This window comes from Streptomyces sp. NPDC044061 (assembly GCF_056434305.1).
Genome location: NZ_JBWKFL010000040.1, coordinates 1 through 16,324, shown reverse-complemented (window position 1 = coordinate 16,324; position 16,324 = coordinate 1). Strand labels below are relative to the sequence as shown.

Sequence of the window (16,324 nt, the reverse complement as noted above, 5' to 3'; positions counted from 1 at the left end):
ACAGCTCCATGCTGCCCGGGATCCGGGAGACGGAGGTGATGCCGCCACTCGTCGAGGCGCTTCCGGGTGGGGCGATCTGGTAGCGCTGCCACTGGGCGCCGTCGTACCAGTAGGCCCCCTCGACGGATCCGTTGCCGCCGGTCCACCACAGCTCCATGCTGCCCGGGATCCGGGAGACGGAGGTGATGCCGCCACTCAGCGAGGCGCTTCCGGGTGGGGCGATCTGGTAGCGCTGCCACTGGGCGCCGTCGTACCAGTAGGCTCCCTCGACGGATCCGTTGCCGCCGGTCCACCACAGCTCCATGCTGCCCGGGATCCGGGAGACTGCAGTAACGCCACTGCTAGTGGACGCACTTGCCGGGCCGGAGAGTTCGAATTCGCTCCACCGGTGCCGCTTGATGCGGAACGTCAGCTCGTAGGCACCCTCGCCGCTCCTGATGGTGAGCTTTCGTTCCCTCGAGCCGGAGGGAACGAGGTCGTCGCCTTCCAGCTGCAGCTGGTGCGTCCCGATGTGGTCGTCGTCCAAGGCGAATGGGATGGGGAAGTTGACCCCGTCGAGAGCGTTCCGGATGTCCTGCACCAGTCGTGTGGACCGCGACTTCTTGTCGGTCTCGCCCACAGACGCGAGCAGGGACGCGGTGGCTGCCGTCTTGACGTAGGTCGCGTACTGGCTGGGGTCCGCGTTGTCGTTCTCCATCAGAGAGACGATCAGTGCAACGTCGTCGGGATGATTGATTTCGCTCGGGTTGGAGTCGAGTCCCCAGAAGGGCACGTGGCCGTCTTCTCTGACTTCGCCCTCGTCGAAGTCTTCCCAGACGCCGTACCGGAACACATGGAGGTTTGGGGGAGCCCCCACACCCGGGATCGGCGACTTCAGATCGGCGGAAGTGACGAGAACATACGGCTCCTCCGATGCGGAAGATTCGTTGATTTCCTCGAGGCATTTGATGCTCTTGAGGGTGATGGTGAGACTCATCTGCGAGTCCTCTCGGTGTGCTGAAATAGCCCAGCGGGATTTCCGGCCCTGGGCCAGTGGTGGTCGCGGCGCAATGGCGGCCGTCGGAATGCCGGGGGGCAGAGCCTGAATGTGGGGGTGTCTGGGCCGAACGGCCGTTTCTGCGCCCGTAGACGAGACGTCAGGCGCTCCTCAGCCATGCCATCACGCGTGCGGATTGCTCGCAACGCGGGTGCGTCATCTGTGAAGCGGCGGCACAAAGGCTGCCGCCGCTGGTCGCGTGCGGCATAAGGGGCGCCGGAGTCCGACCTGGGGACTGGTGAGCTCGCATGTTGAGGTGTCGCGTATTCGTCAGCTGTGACCGGGGTTCACGCTGCGAGTGCCGGACATCGACCTGTCCGAGGGAAAACTCCGCCGCATCGCCGACCAGCGGCCGACCTGGCAGCGCACGGCGGCGCTGGCCGCACTGGTCGTGGACACGGGCCTGTCGGTCGGCGCACTTGAGGTGGGGCAAGTCAAGATGTCACCCGATCGTGCAGCAGACCCGGATGCTGCCCAGGACCACTGGCTGCTGAACAATCAGGCTTAGCAACTGGACCGATATGACAGAGCCCCACAGCTGGACTTCCGGGAGCTCGACAACATCGCGCTGGAGGCGCGCACGCGGCCGGCCGCCCCAACCGACCGGGGGGCCGGCCACCTCATCACCATGACGGTGCGCCGCACCGCACGCGAGGCCAGCACCGCGATACAGGCGGCTGCGCGGGAGACACTCGACCCACGCGTTCTCATCGATCAGAGCCGCCAGCAGTTCCAGCAGGCCACCCGCGAGGCGCTCCGCTACCACGAGCAGTCCGTGCCCGAGCCCACGCCCTACGGAACGCAACAGGCGCCGGTCGCGTGACCGCGGCAGGCGCAACCAAGGGAGCATCCCGTGGCTCCTGACGTTCCCGATGCCCTGCGGCCGGCCGGAGACACCGTCCAGATCGCCATCGACTGGTTCTCATTGGACCGTTCACCAACCCGCCAGGCCATCGAGCAACCCGACGGCCCCATCGCCGCGATGACGGTCACCGCCATGACCGCCATCACATCGCCGCGGCGGGCGCGGTGAGCGCCGCGATCGCGGCAGTGCGCGCACAACACGCAGGGTATTGCTGTCGAGGTGGAGGTCGAGTCGACAGCCCAGGCAATCGAGGCCCTGCACGCGAAAGTCGAGTGGATCACGCTGGGCAACATGTCCATCGAAGAAATGCGGTACATCGTCGTACTGCGCGGGACGGAAGGGCCCCGACTCGAGGCATCCGGAAACGTCACGTTGTCCAAGGTCAGGTCCGTCGCGCAGACCGGGGTCGACGCGATATCCGTCGGCGGCATCACGCACAGCGCGCCGGCCTTCGACCTCAGTCTGTTGTTGACACCGACGACGCTCGCGGGCGAATCGCCGCGCGCCGCGGCCGATGGACGCCCGGCGCAGAGGTTCGGATGAACCACCGGGAAGCGTACGGTGCGTCGCGGCTAGGCGGGAATGGAGCCCGCATCGCCGGCGGCCGGATCCGGGGCACGGAAGGTGCGACGGTACGCCGACGGGGCGACTCCGGCCTCCGCCGCGAGGTGCCGCCGCAGCGAGGTGGCGGTGGCGAATCCGACCTCGTGGGCGACGCGTTCCACCGGCAGATCGCTGGACTCCAGCAGGTGCCGGGCCCGCCGCAGCCGCTGCGAGGTCAGCCAGCGGCCGGGGCTCAGACCGGTCTCCTCCTTGAAGCGCCGGGCGAAGGTACGGGTGCTCATCGCCGCGTGGGCGGCCAACTCGTCCAGCGACAGTGGCAGTTCAAGCCGCTGCAATGCCCAGTCGCGGGTCGGCCCGGTGCCGGTTGCGCCCGTCGGCGGCAGTGGCCGCTCGATGTACTGTGCCTGCCCGCCGTCCCGGTACGGCGGCACGACGCAGAAGCGGGCGACCTGGTTGGCGACCTCGGTGCCGTGGTCCTGGCGCAGCAGGTGCAGGCAGACGTCGAAGCCGCTGGCCGCCCCCGCTGAGGTCAACACGTCACCGTGGTCGACGAAAAGGACGCCGGCGTCGAGCTCGACCCGGGGGAACAGTTCCCGGAAGCGGTCGCTGAGCGCCCAGTGGGTGGTGGCCCGACGCCCATCGAGGAGACCGGCGCCGGCCAGCAGGAAGGCACCGCTGCAGATCGACACCAGACGGGTGCCGGGCCGGACGCTGGAAAGCGCGTCCAGGGCCTTCGAGTCCGTGGCGGCGGTCGATCCCTGGGTGATCGCGTACCCAGGGATGATCACGGTGTCAGCCTCGGCCAGCACCTCAGGGCCGTGCCCGGGGGTGACGGTCAGGTCCGAGACGGTGCGCACGGGCTTCCCGTCCACGCCCGCGGTCACCACCTCGTAGCGGCCACCGGCGGAGCCCAGGACGTGTTGAGGTATGCCGAGTTCGAAGGGGTAGATCCCGTCGAGTACGAGGACGACCACCTTGTGGGCGCCAGGCCGCGGTGCTGGGCGCATCGCGCGATCCGGTTCGGCGGTGCGACCGGCTAGGTCGCGGGCGGCGGGAGTACCGGGGGCGGCATGGTGGACGGGCATGGCGAGAATGTATCGGAAGCTGACTTTTCCGCCATGGCCGGGGGCGACTCGAACGGCAAGGATCGAGGCATGACCTCGACGGAGACCTTTGGAACCGCGACCCCCTGGGCCGTCGTCGGGATCGATCGATCTGAGTGTCAATTCGAAGTCGGACGTGTCCGGCCGAACGCAGGAGGTTTTCCATGGCCAAGGGCTACTGGGTCAGTGTCTACCCTGCCATTTCCGACCCTGAGGGGCTGACTGCCTACGACAAGCTGGCGGGTCCGGCTGTCCGGGCTGCGGGCGGGCGCCTCCTGTCCCGTGGCAGTCGAGTCGTCGCCCACGAGGCCGGAATCACGCAACGCGCCGTTCTGATCGAGTTCGACAGCTTTGAACAGGCGGTCGCGGCATACGAGAGCGAGGCATACCAGAAGGCGCTGGTGGCCCTCCCCGACGGCTTCGAGCGCGACTTCCGCATCATCGAAGGCATCGACTGACCGGCGGGCCCAGCCATCGCCGAGCATCCGTCACCTGATACGCACACGGTGCTCAACGACGACTCACGAGACGAGGTCCGGGCCGGCTGGACTGTCTCGCTGACCTCGTCGACGAAACTCACGCTCGCCCGAAGCGAACCGCGAACCGCTTCTCACACGACAGATCGGTCCAGCGAACACACGGCTTCGATGACCAGGGGCGCATCCTGCATCCATCTGGGCTGTAACCGCCCGAAGGCGTCCGGGCCATCACCGCAGAGCGGACTGACCCGGCCGGCTCGCGACCGTGTGGCACAGGTTGAAGATCAAGGCGAGGCGCAGCGGGTCAGCGACCCCGGATGACACACGGGCAGCCTGGGAAAGCCCAGGTCAGTCCAGGGCCCCGTCGTCCTCGTCCAGCTCGGGCGCATCCGGGTCGCGCAGCGGGCGCAGGTCCCGGCCGGGGCTGCTGGCCTTGATGTTGAAAAGGTAGCGGCTCAGGAAGTTGATATGCCGGTCCTTGAGCGGGGAGAGGCGGGCGACGTCCTCGTCCTTGATGTCGTGGCCCTCGGCGCGGAGTTGGGCGACGGCGGCATCCAGGTAGCGGGTGTTCCACAGGACGACGGCGTTGAGGACCAGGCCGAGCGCGGCGAGCTGGTCCTCCTGGCCCTCGCGGTACGCCTGGCGGATCTGGCCCCGGCCGCCGTGGCAGATCGCACGGACCAGGCGGTGGCGGGACTCCTGCACCGTGAGTTCATCAGCCGCCGGTAGGTGTCGTCGACCGGGTCGACCCCGGCGAGCAGGTGCATGGTCTTGTCGATGCGGCCGTACTCGGCGAACGCGGCCCCCAGCGGGGTGGGGTGGCCCTCGCGGCCGAACATCCGCAGCAGGTCGTACGCGCCACTTGGTTGGTGATCAGCGATCCGGCGACGCGGAGCATGTCCGGCCAGTGCGTGACGATCCGCTTGAGGTTGACCTTGTTGCAGGCCACTGCGTCCAGCGGATGGAGGACTGAGCGGTGATGAGCGCGGCGTTCGCCGCGGCGATGGTGTCGGCCCGTACGTAGTTCTGGTCGACGTGAGACAGGCGCGAGCGGGTCAGAGCCTTGTTGTTCGGGTCGATGACCGGGGTCAGGCCGATGTTGCAGCTCTGCGCCACCAGCAGCGCGACCAGGGAGACCAGCAGGCCCTCCATGCGGGTGCGCCGGTCGGAGACGTGGCCGAAGGCGTCGAGGAACCCGGTCCAGGAGTGGACCTCGAAGAGCAGGTCGGGCAGGTCGATCCTGGGGAGCATCGCCTCCGTGGTGTTCTTCAGCCAGGTCAGCGACTCCGGCTCGCCCACCGCGCCGAGCTTGTCCACCGACAGCGCGGCGCGGCCCCCACCCTTGGGAACGACAAGCTCCACCTTCGCGTCGTCGCCGGCCTCTTCCATGCGGTCGGCCATCTGCCGCCAGGCCGCATCCAACGCCCGTGTGAGCTGCGCCAGATGCTCGCCCGCGTCCTCGGTCAACGACAGGCCCGCGAGCACGTCCAGGCGCATCGCCTCCCAGCGGGCCCCGTCCAGCAGCCTCGCGCGTGGGTCGGCCCACCGGTTCGACGGCGAGGCGAACACGTCGTGCCGGTTCAGCGCACGGTGCAGCTGCTCCAGCACACACACCACGTACGCATCCCGGTCCACGGAGCCCTGGGGCAGCTTGGCGTTGGAGAACACTGCCCGCTTCCACATCGCGGGCACCAGCTCGGCGTCGACCTCACGGGGCAGCAGCGGCCGGTCCTTGCCCCTGCGGCGCGAGAGCGCGGGAAGCCGTCGCACCGCCTTGAGCAGGCGCCGCCCGGCCGGGGCCGCGCCGAGCGCGTCCGACTCGCCCAGCAGGGACAGGAAGGGGCGCACGGTGTTGTAGCGCAGAGCCAGCTTCTCGCGCATCGCCGCCTCGGCCGACCCGTCGTCCTCCGGCACCAGGGCTTCCACGGTCGCGACCGCCGAGGAGACCGCCGCACGTGGCACCGCCTCCCTCCTCCACGGCCGCCCACAGCGCGGCCACGTCCAGGTCCGCGTCTTGCTCGGCGACCAGGTCCAGCCGCAGGGGCCGTCCACCTGAGCGTTCAAACTGACCCTGTGGCTGAGAACGTGAGGGTTCGTGAGATTGATGACGACGAGGGGCGGCGCCTGCTGCGGATCGTCCGCAGGGGCACCGGTTCGGTGGTGACCTGGCGGCGGGGACGTCACGCACGCCGAGCCGCAGGTGCTCTACGTGGTAGAGGGCCTGGTCGAGGAGTTCGGCGGCGTGGTCGTCGTAGAGGGCGTAGACGATCGACCGGCCGTGGCGTTCGCCGGTGACCAGTCCGAGGTTGCGCAGCAGGCGCAGCTGGTGGGAGAAGGCGGAGGCTTCCACGCCGACGGCTTCGGCGACATCGCTCACTGAGCAGGGGCTTCCCTCCCCGGGTGCCCGGGGAGGGAAGCGCGGCGCCTAGGGGGTGATGGCTACTTGGTACGCCTCGCCTTGGAGGATGCGCTCGGACTGAACCTGACGGCCCACGGACCGCCCCGCGTTCTGGTTCTGGTCTGAGGGGACATGGGCCCTGATGCAGGGTGCGACCGGTTCGTCACGTGCGACGTCTACCCGCCATGCGCCGCCGCCCACGTAGCGGGGGATGATCTCCGCGCACATGGAGCCGATCGTGCCGCCCTGTTCGGTTCTGGCGAAGGGGAACTCGTCACATTCATCGTTCACGACGGTGGGGTCGGCTACGAAGGGCTTCGGGGGCGCCTTGCAGGTGTAGTAACTCCTGCTCTTTGCCCTCGCCTTGTCGCCGTCACGCGTGAGTGGCCTTTTTGCGGTGCCCATGGCGTTGTTGTCGCTCAGGTTGTTCTGCGCCCATTCGTAGGCCACTGCGGCGGCCCCGTATTGGGACTTGCTGAGGACCACCCTGGCCAGGTTATCGGTGGCGATGCAGCCGGGGGTATTGCCGACCAGACCGTCACAGGCCACCGAGGGGCCCGCCCACTGCCCATAGCTGATGACGGGGTGGTCCGCGTCGGGGCTCTCCGTCTGACTCTGGTAGGCGATCATGCTGCGCGCGCGCTCGCCGCCGCCCCGGGTAGTGGTCTCGTAGGAGAGTTGCCCGGTCTGATCCTCCGTGCCCGCGCGCAGCTCGATGGCCCCGCCGCCCCAGGCGGGCGGCCCCGGTATGCACGCGGTGCACGACGACGACAGAGCGAGTCTCACAGCGGAAACACCGTCGTACTCGCCAGCGTAGACGGCGATGTTCTCCTGCCACTTCACGCTGTTGGGGTCCAGCGCGGACCGGGCCGTGACCAGGAGTTCGGCGGTGCCGATCGTGTCACCCGCGCGGTTCTCAAGCGCGTACACGATGCCGTGCCGCATGCAGTAGGCATGGCGGTTGGAGACGACATCCTGGCGTTTGTTGGAGGTGCACAGCGCCTCCGGGCTGGCATCCGGGTTGTCCCCGGGGTCGATGCCGTCCCGGGGGGCAGCGGCGACCCCGGGGGCAGCGGCGGTGCGGGCGCGGATACGGGCGAGATCCCCGGCGGTGACGGGCCGCTCTTTAATGCAGGTCCATGCCGCGCCCTGGCGTGCGAGCTTGGAGCCGGGGGTGGTGGCCGTGCAGGTGCCGTGGCCCTCGGGAGCCGCCGATAGTGGTGCGGCGGCGGCCGGTGAGACGCCCAGGGCGAGGAGGACTGCGCTGAGGGCGAGCGAGGCTATCGCCGCGAGCAGGCGTATGACGCGTTTCAAAGGTGGTCCGCCTTTTTTCTGGTGGCAGGTAAATCGACTCGGGATCGAACCGGCGTAGTGCCCGCATGCGGTAGCCCGAAATAGGATCTTCCACGATCGTTCTCTGGCCCGTTCGGGCCTCACGCCGCCGCCCGTCTTCGACACGGCGCTCCCGCGGTCGGCAGGATGCGCGGGCGCGGCCACCGTCGCCCCTGGCAGGGCACGGCCTCGCGTGTTCGGTCTTCGGTACGGTCCTCCGTGGTGGCGATGTAAACCTGGTAAGGGCATGTTCGTTTTCTCCTTGTGTTTCCGATTCACCGGGGTTTCGTGCCCGTGCTGGATGCGCTCGGGACTCATGCGGACGTTGCCGGGTCGGCCGTCGGGATCGGCGTTCCTGCTTTCGGCTCACCGCCAGACACCGTCGGGCTCGATTCGCTGGATTCCCTTCTGCCGCGCCGAAGGTTGTCTGCCGCAATCGTTCATAGGGCCCTTCACGCTGGCGCGCCAACATTCAAGGCGCCACGGCCGCCGAAGGCCCTCGGTTTTCAGAATGTGCAAGTTGGCCGAATATCGAGATGGCTTGGTGGCAGTCGGCCGCGCCGACGGACGATGAAAACCGTTCTGGCATTCGCTGGCCGTCGCGGTGACGGCAGCGAAATCACGACTGAAAAAGCCCATCTGGGCGGCGGCGGTGGCGGATCTTAGCTCCGCAGGATGAAATCCTGATGAACCCAGGGAAGGCCAAGACTGCCTAACAGCCCATGAAGGGCCATGAGTTACGCCTCAGACCGGCTGATTCCGCCATCGTCACTGCGTCGTTGCCGACGCTAAATTCGCCTCAATCGACCACCGCTCCCCACCACATAACTGGCAGGGTTCCGGCCCGGGGCGTTACGGCGCCCGGCCAGGGAAAGGGCATGATGAGCCACTTAAGATCTTCCGGCCGCTGGGCCAGAGGGCTGATCGCCCTCACCGTGACCACTGCATCGACGCTCGCCGCCATAACTGCCGTGGCCGGCCCCGCCGCCGCGACAGGGCATCCGAAACCCGCCACAACCGCCGACCAGCCGAAGCTCGGCGGCGCCTGCACGGTAGCCGACCTCGGCGCACGCCACCCGTACATCAAGACGACTGAAGTCTCCCCGGAAATCACCCACTTCAAGGGCTGGTACGTCACCCAGGGCACCACCGGCTACCAGAGCGTCACCACCAGCACCCAGACCACCATCTCGGTCTCCGTAGGCCTCAACGGCAACGTCCAGGGCAGCTTCGCCGTCGAGACCCTCGGCACCGTCGGCGCGAGCCTGGGCCTGAACGTTCAGGTCAACTACTCATCCACCAGCAGCGAGTCGAACACGGTCACGTGGAATTTCTCCCGGCCCGGCTACTACGGCGTCTACAAGGGCACGAAGAAGGTCACCGGCACGTACGGAAGCCTCAACTGCAACCGCATCCAACAGGGCGACGGTGGTTGGGCGTTGAAGTGGATCGAGGGTCCCGGCAGCGGCAGCTTCACCACCTACACCACCCTTGAGGAAGGCGCGGTGCGCTGCGAGGACACGGTGCCGGCCAACAGCATCATGGCCAAGGCAAAGGGCCTCCTCGACTGCGGCTCGCCCGCCGCGCGGGCCGAGCGCCCGGCGGGTGCGGTGGCCCCGACAGCGAAGCAGATGCAGGACCGCCTCGCGCAACACCCGGCCCCCGCCCGCGGCACGGCCGCCGAACAGCCCAAGGCCACCGGGCGAAGCGCGCAGGCCGCCCTGGACTGCCAACCCGCCGTCTACAGGCTCGACGTCCCCGGCAAGCCCCTGAACTGGAGCGCACCGCTCCTCGCCAACGACGGCATCCGCCTGCGCGAATCCAACTTCTTCAGCGCCCACCTGGACAACTGGCGCCTGTGCAACGTCACGGAGAACAACGGAGTCATCGAAGCGTCCCTGTGGAACTGGGGCAACGGCGGATGCGCGACCATCCCGGCGAACATCGCCGACCAGGAGCAGGCCTACCTGACAACGGCCACCTGCGGGGAAGACGACCTCCAGCGGTTCTACATCTACCGCGACGTACCCGGCAGCTCGAAGATCGGTCTACAGAACAAGTACACAGGCTCCATGATGGGCCACGACCGGTACGCAGACGGGGAGTTGATCCGCCAGTACGCCAGCGGCAGGCAGGACGGTTCGGGTACATACACCCTGACCGGAGTCTGACGGCCCCCACCCCGTGAGCGCGGCCCCGCACGGGAACCCCCGGGCCTCCCGGTTCCGTGCGGGGCCCTCCGCCTCCCTACTCCGGCCCCGGCCTGGTCGGGCGGCTGTGCCGAAGCAGGAGGCAGTCGGCTCCTGTTCGCGGAGCTGGGTGAAGTCGACGTTCAGCTTCGGGTCGTACGACATCACCGCCTGGGTCCGCGACGGCGGCCCTGGCCTGGCCAAGCCACCAGGAATCCTAGACCTGTACGCCTTCCAGCCCTCACGCCGCGTCCGCGCCGAACTCCACGACGAGTAGCCCCCGCACACGAACCCCAAGAACCCGCACGCTCGATGCCCAGACAGTCGACTCTCTCAACTCACGTCAGGAGGCTCAGAGTCCAGGAGCGCCGACCGGGCGTGGTGCCGGCGACGCCTCTTGCTGCGCGGCCTGGGGTGGGGGGCGAGCGCTGCGTGCTCGCCCGACGGGCCTGCACCGGCCGGGGACGCAGCAACTGCTCTTCCTAGGCACGGCTCCGAAATCGCCTGACCTGCGGAAACCTGCCCCCGCCCGACGACCCCACCCAGCGGCTGACCGCCTACGACCAACTGGCCGTATAGGGCGGTGACTTCATCGGCCGCTTACACGGCGAGATCAATGGGTACCGGCTCGCTGCCAGGACGGAGAGAAACCCGGAAGGCGCCGACATCGACCCCGCCCAGTACCAGCCTTACGACGTATGCCGCGCCGCCGCCAACTGTGGGATTTGCTCCTTAAACGCTGCCTATGGCAGGAGCCTGTCACCCCCTCATGCCGAGTCCGCGTCGAAATCCAGATCGTCCCACGTCCACGGATTCAGTGAGTTCCCTTCCACGTCGCGGCCGTACGGAAGAAAGTGCTCGGGGAACGTACCGGCGTCCTCGGCCCGTTCCTCGAAATGAGCTGACGCTCGAGCGGCACGCACCCACTGCATTTGCGTTAGCAGCCACGCGGCTTCCTGGGGGTGGGTGGGGTCGGTGTCAGTGGCTGCGCGTGCGGCCACCTCCTGCACGGCCTGGTGGGCGCCTGCTAGATGCAGCGCTTCCACCAGTTGCGCGGCATCGGAGGGGTCGGTGAGGTTGGCGTCAGTGGCTGCGCGTGCGGCCACCTCCTGTACAGCCTGGTGGGCGCCTGCTAGATGCAGCGCTTCCACCAGTTGCGCGACACCGGAGAGGTCGGTGAGGCTGGTGTCAGCGCCTGCGCGGGTAGCCATCTCCTGCGCGGCCTGGTCGGCGCCCGCGTACCGCAGGGCCCACAGCAGTTGCGCGGCATCGGAGGGGTCGGTGAGGTTGGCGTCAGCGGCTGCGCGTGCGGCCACTCCCTGCCCCGCATCGTCGGCTCCCCTCCTCTGCAGGGCGCGTAGTAGGTTCACGGCACCGGAGGGGTTGGTGAGGTCGGTGTCAGTGGCTGCGCGTTCGGCCACCTCCTGTCTGGCCTGGTCGGCGCCCGCCACCTGCAGCGCGTCCAGCAGCCACGCGACATCGTTGGGCTGGGCGGGAAAGTCTGTGTTAGTGGTGGCGCGTGTGGCCACCTCTTGCATCGCGTGGTCTGCGCCCGCCTCCCGCAGCGCGTCCAGCAGCCACGCCACACCGTCGTGGTCGGTGAGGTCGGTGTCAGTGGCTGCGCGTGCGGCCACCTCCTGCACGGCCTGGTCGGCGCCCGCGTACCGCAGGGCCCACAACAGTTGCGCGACATCGTCGGGGTTGGTGAGGTCGGTGTCAGTGGCTGCGCGTGCGGCTACGTCCTGCACCACATCGTCGACACCCCTCCTCTGCAGCGCGCGCAGCAGGTTCGCGACAGTATTGGTGTCAGCGGTCGCGCGGTCGGCCACCACTTGCACCGCCTGGTCGGTGCCCAACTCCTGCAGTGCCCCCAGCAGCCACGCGACAAGGTCTTCATCGGTGAGGTCGGTGTCAGTGGCTGCGCGTGCGGCCACCTCCTGCACGCCCTGATCGGCGCCCGCCTTCCGCAGCGCGCTCAATAGGTTTACGGCACCAGAGGGGTTGGTGAGGTCGGCGCCAGTGATCGCGCGGACGGCCACCTCGTGCAGCGCGTATTCGGCACTCGTCTTCTGCAGCGCGCCCAGCAGCGCCGCGACATCGTTGGGGTTGGTGAGGTCGGTGTCAGTAGCTGCACGTGCGGCCACCTCGTGCACGCCCCGGTGGGCGCCCGCCCTGTGCAGCGCTTCCAGCAGCCGCGCAGCATGTTTAGGGTCGGTGAGGTTGGCGTCGGTGGCTGCGCGGACGGCCACCTTCCGTAGCGCGCCGCCGGCGCCCGCCCGCTGCAAGGCCCACAGCAGTTGCGCCGTGCCGGAGGGATTGGAGAGGTCGGTGTCAGTGGCTGCGCGTGCGGCCACCTCCTGTACCGCCTGGTCAGCACCCGCCTCCTGCAGCGCGTCCAGCAGCCATCCGGTATCAGCGGGGTTCGTGAGGTCGGTGTCGGTGGTGGCGCGGGCGGCCGCCTCCTTTGCGGCTTGGTCGGCGCCCGCCTCCTGTAGCGCCTTCAGCAGCCATACGGCATGGCAAGGGTCGGTGAGGTGGGCGTGGACGGCTATCCAGTCTGCGCCATGGTGCTGGGGGTCCAGTGGGGGATCGAGCATCTTCAGGAGAACAGACGGAGCGCTGTCGTGTCCGGCTTGGATGGCCTTACGTGCGAGTAGGGCGGCTGTCTGAATCATGCCGCGGTAGTAAGCATCTTGGCTGAGTTGATTGAGATCGTCGGGGTCCGTGGTGTGCGTAAGAAGGCCGCGCCACAGCCCTGAGGCTCCGCGCTGGTCGGCACGGATGCGGCGGGTGTGTTGGTCGAGGTAGTCCGAGGGTTCGTAGACCGGTGCGGCGCCGCCAGGGAGATGGAGCGGGGTGAGTGCGGTAAGGCAGCGGATGCTGGTGGGGCGTCCGTCGGCGCGATGTCCGCTGCTGATGTCTGTCAGCGCCTTGCGGGCCCAGTCATGGTGGGGAGGGCGGTCGCGCGGGGACAGGCTGGCATCGGCAGCATCGGCCAGCAGCGGGCCGGGTAGGGGGCTGCCGTGGCCTAGGCGCCGTGCGTCGAGGGCTGCGCTGATCAGGGCGTGCTCTGGGACGGTGAAGAGCGCGTTAGTTCCGTTGAGGAATTCGTCCAGGAGCTCGGGGCCGCCGGTGAGGTGCTGGATGACTTGTCCGTCTGCGACCCCCGCGTTGAGGGCTTGTGTCAGCCGCTGATCCTTGGTTGAAGTGGCCAGCTGTTTCCACTTTCTCTGTTCGGCTTTGGTGAGTGTGTCGGGAACGGAGACGCGGATGGTGTGCGCGGTTTCGGTCAGGAGGGTGCGAGCGTTGCCGTGGGGATCGTCGGGGACGCCCTGGGCGGTGAGTTCGTGCCAGTAAGGGTCGGTCCACATCGCGCCGAGCGCGATCACGCCGGGCGTGTGCCGCAGCACGTCCAAGAGGGCGGCGGCGGCGTTCTCGCCTGCGGCGCTGCGCAGGAAGACCTGGGTTTCGTTAAGCCACAGCACGCAGGCGTCGCCAATCTGGCCCTCGTCGATCATGGTTTGCAGAGCGGCGGTGTTGACTGGCCGCAGGAGGAGGCGGTCGGGGGCGAGTGCGAGGGCGGCCTCGTACAGTGCGCGCGTTTTGCCGGTGGAGGAGCCTCCGGTGAGTACGACCATGCGAGCGGCTCCGCCGGTCAGCGGGCGGTGGAGCGCCTCGCGAAGCCGTGTGTCGTGTGCGCGTAGTAGGTACGGAGGCAGTGGCACGTCAGTGGGGGTACGCCCGGGGAGCCTGGCTCGGTGCACGCCCAGAGTGTCGGCCGAAGCGGATCGTACGGTCCGGGGCGGGCTGCTGTCGGTGGCGTCGCGCAGGAGCTTCTGGAGGGTATTGAAGGTCCGTTGCTCACGCAGGATGGTGAAGTGATCACCGGGCAGGGCTTGGGCGCCCGGGAAAGCATCTTGCGCGGAAGCCACGGTGACGACGCCGTCGCTTTCGCCGGCGTACACCGAGATTGGGATGGGGCAGCTGCCGGATGTAATCGCGTGTGCGTTGATGATGTTGGCCACGACGCGGTTCTTTGCGTGGGCGACGTGCTGGTTGAAGGGCTGCAGTTCCTTCTCCTGGGGGTTTCGCAGCGGTACAGCCTTGCGCAGGGCCGACACCACGCTTGAGCCGGTGTTGGGGCATGCGAGCAGCACGACCCGGCTGATGCGTCTGAGGTCCTGGCCGCGCTGCTGGTCGAGCATGCGTGTTAGGTATCGCTGGATGACGAGGCCGCCCATGCTGTGGCCGACCAGGACCAACTGTTGGAAGTCCTCCGCTTCGGTGTCCATGTATGCCGCGAGGCTGTCCGCCACGGTGTCGATCGACGGTAGTACCTGCAGCAGCGACTTTTTGAGGTTCCAGGGCTTCTTGCCGAACAGGCCGGTCTTGTACTGGAACGGAGGATCCGGCTCGAGGTCGGCCAGGTCTTCCGTCTGGGCCAGCGACTTCCGCACTGCATCCCACGTCTCGGCCGACGAGGCGATCCCGTGGACGAATATCACGCCCAGTTTCCGATGCCTGGAAACCACGTGCAGCCTCCTTAGCCCTCTGGTGCGCCGTATGGTCGGCTTCACGCTGATGGCTCCCAGATACGCAGCGGAGCGGTCTTGCAGGACATCCTGCACGCCTGCTCGTAGTTGCCTCAGAGGCAAGGGGGGGACTGACGGCTGGCGCTCCGTCCTAGCGGGTCCTGCCGGACAGGTTTCAGTGGATCACCTTGCAAAGCGTGCGGATCACCCCGCCGCAGACTCAGGAAGCCTCTTCTTTTGCTCACAGTACTCTTGAGGCTGCTCAGCGCATCTCTGACCACCGGGAGTCGTCGGGGTGCGGCAGGGGGGCGCAGAAAGCCGTCCAGGTGTCGCCGGACGGTGTATCGGAAGCGACGATGCCCCGGGACTGCGCCCGCCCCGCGCGTGACTGCATGGCTCCGGGGGCAACGGCTGTCGGCTGCCCGCCGAGGACGGCGAGATGGCCATGGACCTCGTGGGAGCGTTCGGGGGGGCCACCGGCAAGGCCACCACCCGCGACTACCTCTGCTCTCAGCACCCGGACCGGGATGCCCAGTTCCGCTACCTCAACGAGCAGGCGCGCGACCACAGGGACGCGGGAGACCCGGTGATCAGCGTGGACACCAAGAAGAAGGAGCTGATTGGCGATTACAAGAACGCCGGGCACGAGTGGCGGCCTGCCAAGCAGCCCGTGAAGGTCAAGACGCACGACTTTCCCGGCCAGGCTGAGAAGGCGATCCCGTACGAATCTACGGGACGGTCGCGAACACCGGCTGGGTCACCATCGGCACCGATCACGACACGGCGGCGTTCGCTGTCGCCTCGATCCGCCGCTGGTGGCAGGCCCGCGGCCGGCACGACTACCCCCGGGCACACCGGCTGCTGATCACTGCCGACGGCGGGGGCTCCAACGGCTACCGCACCCGCGGCTGGAAGACCCATCTGGCCGACCTCGCTGCCGAAACCGGCCTGGAGATCACCGTGTGTCACCTGGCGCCCGGCACATCGAAGTGGAACAAGATCGAGCATCGACTGTGCGCCCACATCACCATGAACTGGCGCGGCAGGCCCCTGACCAGCCATGAAGTCATGCTCCAGACCATCGCCGCGACGACCAGCCGCACCGGTCTGACCGTGCATGCCGAACTCGACAGCGGTGAGTACCCCACCGGCATCCGCTTCAGTGACGAGGCCATCGCCGCCCTGCCGATCACACGCCACCGCTTCCATGGAGACTGGAACTACACCTTTCACCCTGAGGATGACCGGCCGCCCCCAGACCTTCCCCGGCAACGTCAGAGGTCGGCCGACGGCTCTCACTCCCTCACGCCACACGACCTGCAGCACCCCGAGCTGACCGGCATGTCCCGCAAGCATCTCAGCGACCTGACCCACACCTTGTTCCCCCGGCTGGAAGAGCACCGCGAGCAAAGTCCGTCACGCAGCCCGCGGCGGACCACGCCGCGTCGCCGGCGGCACAGGCCGCAAACCCACGCTCACCCCCGCCGACCAGATCCGGGTCACCGTCCTCTACCTGCGAAAACACGCTCTTCAGGAGCTTCTCGGCCAGCTCTTCAACACCACTGCCATGACCATCAGCCGTGCAGTGAAAGATGTCCGCCCGCTCCTGGAACCCCACGGTGTCCGCATCCCCGCCTCAACAGCCCGCTTCCGCACGCCGACCGACATCGCCACATTCCTCGACCCGGCCAAATCCAAGATCAAAGCGACGTGTTGATTCCCGACAAGCCCTTAGCTTGACGTTTAACCTCGCCTGTCACCCGACCTGCTGATCTGCGGTTTTTCTCGGGACAGCGGAGGCGGCCGTTCTCCACGCTTCGAGATGT

Annotated in this window: 9 protein-coding genes and 5 pseudogenes; 8 read left to right on the top strand and 6 right to left on the bottom strand. The window is 67.9% G+C overall.

Translation table 11 applies throughout. The features are described 5' to 3' along the window. Window positions 1–976: pseudogene (locus AC07CM_RS40465) on the bottom strand (hypothetical protein); the annotation flags it as partial. Window positions 977–1,334: 358 nt separating this feature from the next. Between AC07CM_RS40465 and AC07CM_RS40460 the strand changes: the two are divergent. From AC07CM_RS40460 to AC07CM_RS40445, 4 genes are all read left to right on the top strand, one after another. Then, window positions 1,335–1,544, top strand: coding sequence for a hypothetical protein (locus AC07CM_RS40460; protein ID WP_478881528.1), 210 nt, complete (start codon window positions 1,335–1,337; stop codon window positions 1,542–1,544). 120 nt (window positions 1,545–1,664) lie between these two features. Then, on the top strand, window positions 1,665–1,859 hold the full coding sequence (locus AC07CM_RS40455; protein ID WP_478881527.1) for a hypothetical protein: 195 nt from the start codon (window positions 1,665–1,667) through the stop codon (window positions 1,857–1,859). A 30-nt stretch (window positions 1,860–1,889) separates the two neighbouring features. After that, a complete protein-coding gene (locus AC07CM_RS40450) occupies window positions 1,890–2,069 on the top strand; it encodes a hypothetical protein (RefSeq protein WP_478881526.1) in 180 nt (59 codons plus the stop codon). 51 nt (window positions 2,070–2,120) lie between these two features. Next, the gene (locus AC07CM_RS40445; RefSeq protein ID WP_478881525.1) at window positions 2,121–2,444 is read left to right on the top strand and encodes a hypothetical protein; all 324 of its coding nucleotides are present in this window, start codon (window positions 2,121–2,123) and stop codon (window positions 2,442–2,444) included. 29 nt (window positions 2,445–2,473) lie between these two features. Here the strand turns inward: AC07CM_RS40445 and AC07CM_RS40440 are convergent, their stop codons facing one another. Continuing rightward, window positions 2,474–3,550, bottom strand: a complete 1,077-nt coding sequence (locus AC07CM_RS40440) for a GlxA family transcriptional regulator (RefSeq protein WP_478881524.1) — start codon at window positions 3,548–3,550, stop codon at window positions 2,474–2,476. 182 nt (window positions 3,551–3,732) lie between these two features. On the opposite strand from AC07CM_RS40440, the gene AC07CM_RS40435 reads away from it, so the two are divergent. Further along, entirely contained in the window at window positions 3,733–4,026 is a 294-nt protein-coding gene (locus tag AC07CM_RS40435) for a DUF1330 domain-containing protein (RefSeq protein ID WP_478881523.1), read from the top strand. A gap of 369 nt (window positions 4,027–4,395) precedes the next feature. On the opposite strand, the pseudogene AC07CM_RS40430 reads toward AC07CM_RS40435, so the two are convergent. The 3 genes and pseudogenes from AC07CM_RS40430 to AC07CM_RS40420 form a co-directional block, all read right to left on the bottom strand. Then, window positions 4,396–5,253 (bottom strand): annotated as a pseudogene (locus tag AC07CM_RS40430) (Tn3 family transposase); the annotation flags it as partial. Between the two features lie 949 nt (window positions 5,254–6,202). Continuing rightward, window positions 6,203–6,433, bottom strand: a pseudogene (locus tag AC07CM_RS40425) (ArsR/SmtB family transcription factor); the annotation flags it as partial. Window positions 6,434–6,472: 39 nt separating this feature from the next. After that, window positions 6,473–7,759: a NucA/NucB deoxyribonuclease domain-containing protein gene (locus tag AC07CM_RS40420; protein ID WP_478881522.1), complete on the bottom strand. Its 1,287-nt coding sequence runs from the start codon at window positions 7,757–7,759 to the stop codon at window positions 6,473–6,475. Between the two features lie 899 nt (window positions 7,760–8,658). Between AC07CM_RS40420 and AC07CM_RS40415 the strand changes: the two genes are divergently transcribed. Next, window positions 8,659–9,948 carry a hypothetical protein gene (locus AC07CM_RS40415; protein ID WP_478881565.1) on the top strand — a complete coding sequence of 430 codons (1,290 nt, stop codon included), beginning with the start codon at window positions 8,659–8,661 and terminating at the stop codon, window positions 9,946–9,948. Window positions 9,949–10,126: 178 nt separating this feature from the next. After that, window positions 10,127–10,243, top strand: a pseudogene (locus AC07CM_RS40410) ((2Fe-2S) ferredoxin domain-containing protein); the annotation flags it as partial. Between the two features lie 490 nt (window positions 10,244–10,733). Here AC07CM_RS40410 and AC07CM_RS40405 read toward each other — a convergent pair. After that, window positions 10,734–14,498 carry an alpha/beta fold hydrolase gene (locus tag AC07CM_RS40405; RefSeq protein ID WP_478881521.1) on the bottom strand — a complete coding sequence of 1,255 codons (3,765 nt, stop codon included), beginning with the start codon at window positions 14,496–14,498 and terminating at the stop codon, window positions 10,734–10,736. A gap of 508 nt (window positions 14,499–15,006) precedes the next feature. Between AC07CM_RS40405 and AC07CM_RS40400 the strand changes: the two are divergent. After that, a pseudogene (locus AC07CM_RS40400) lies at window positions 15,007–16,140 on the top strand (ISAzo13 family transposase); the annotation flags it as partial. Between the last annotated feature and the right edge of the window lie 184 nt (window positions 16,141–16,324).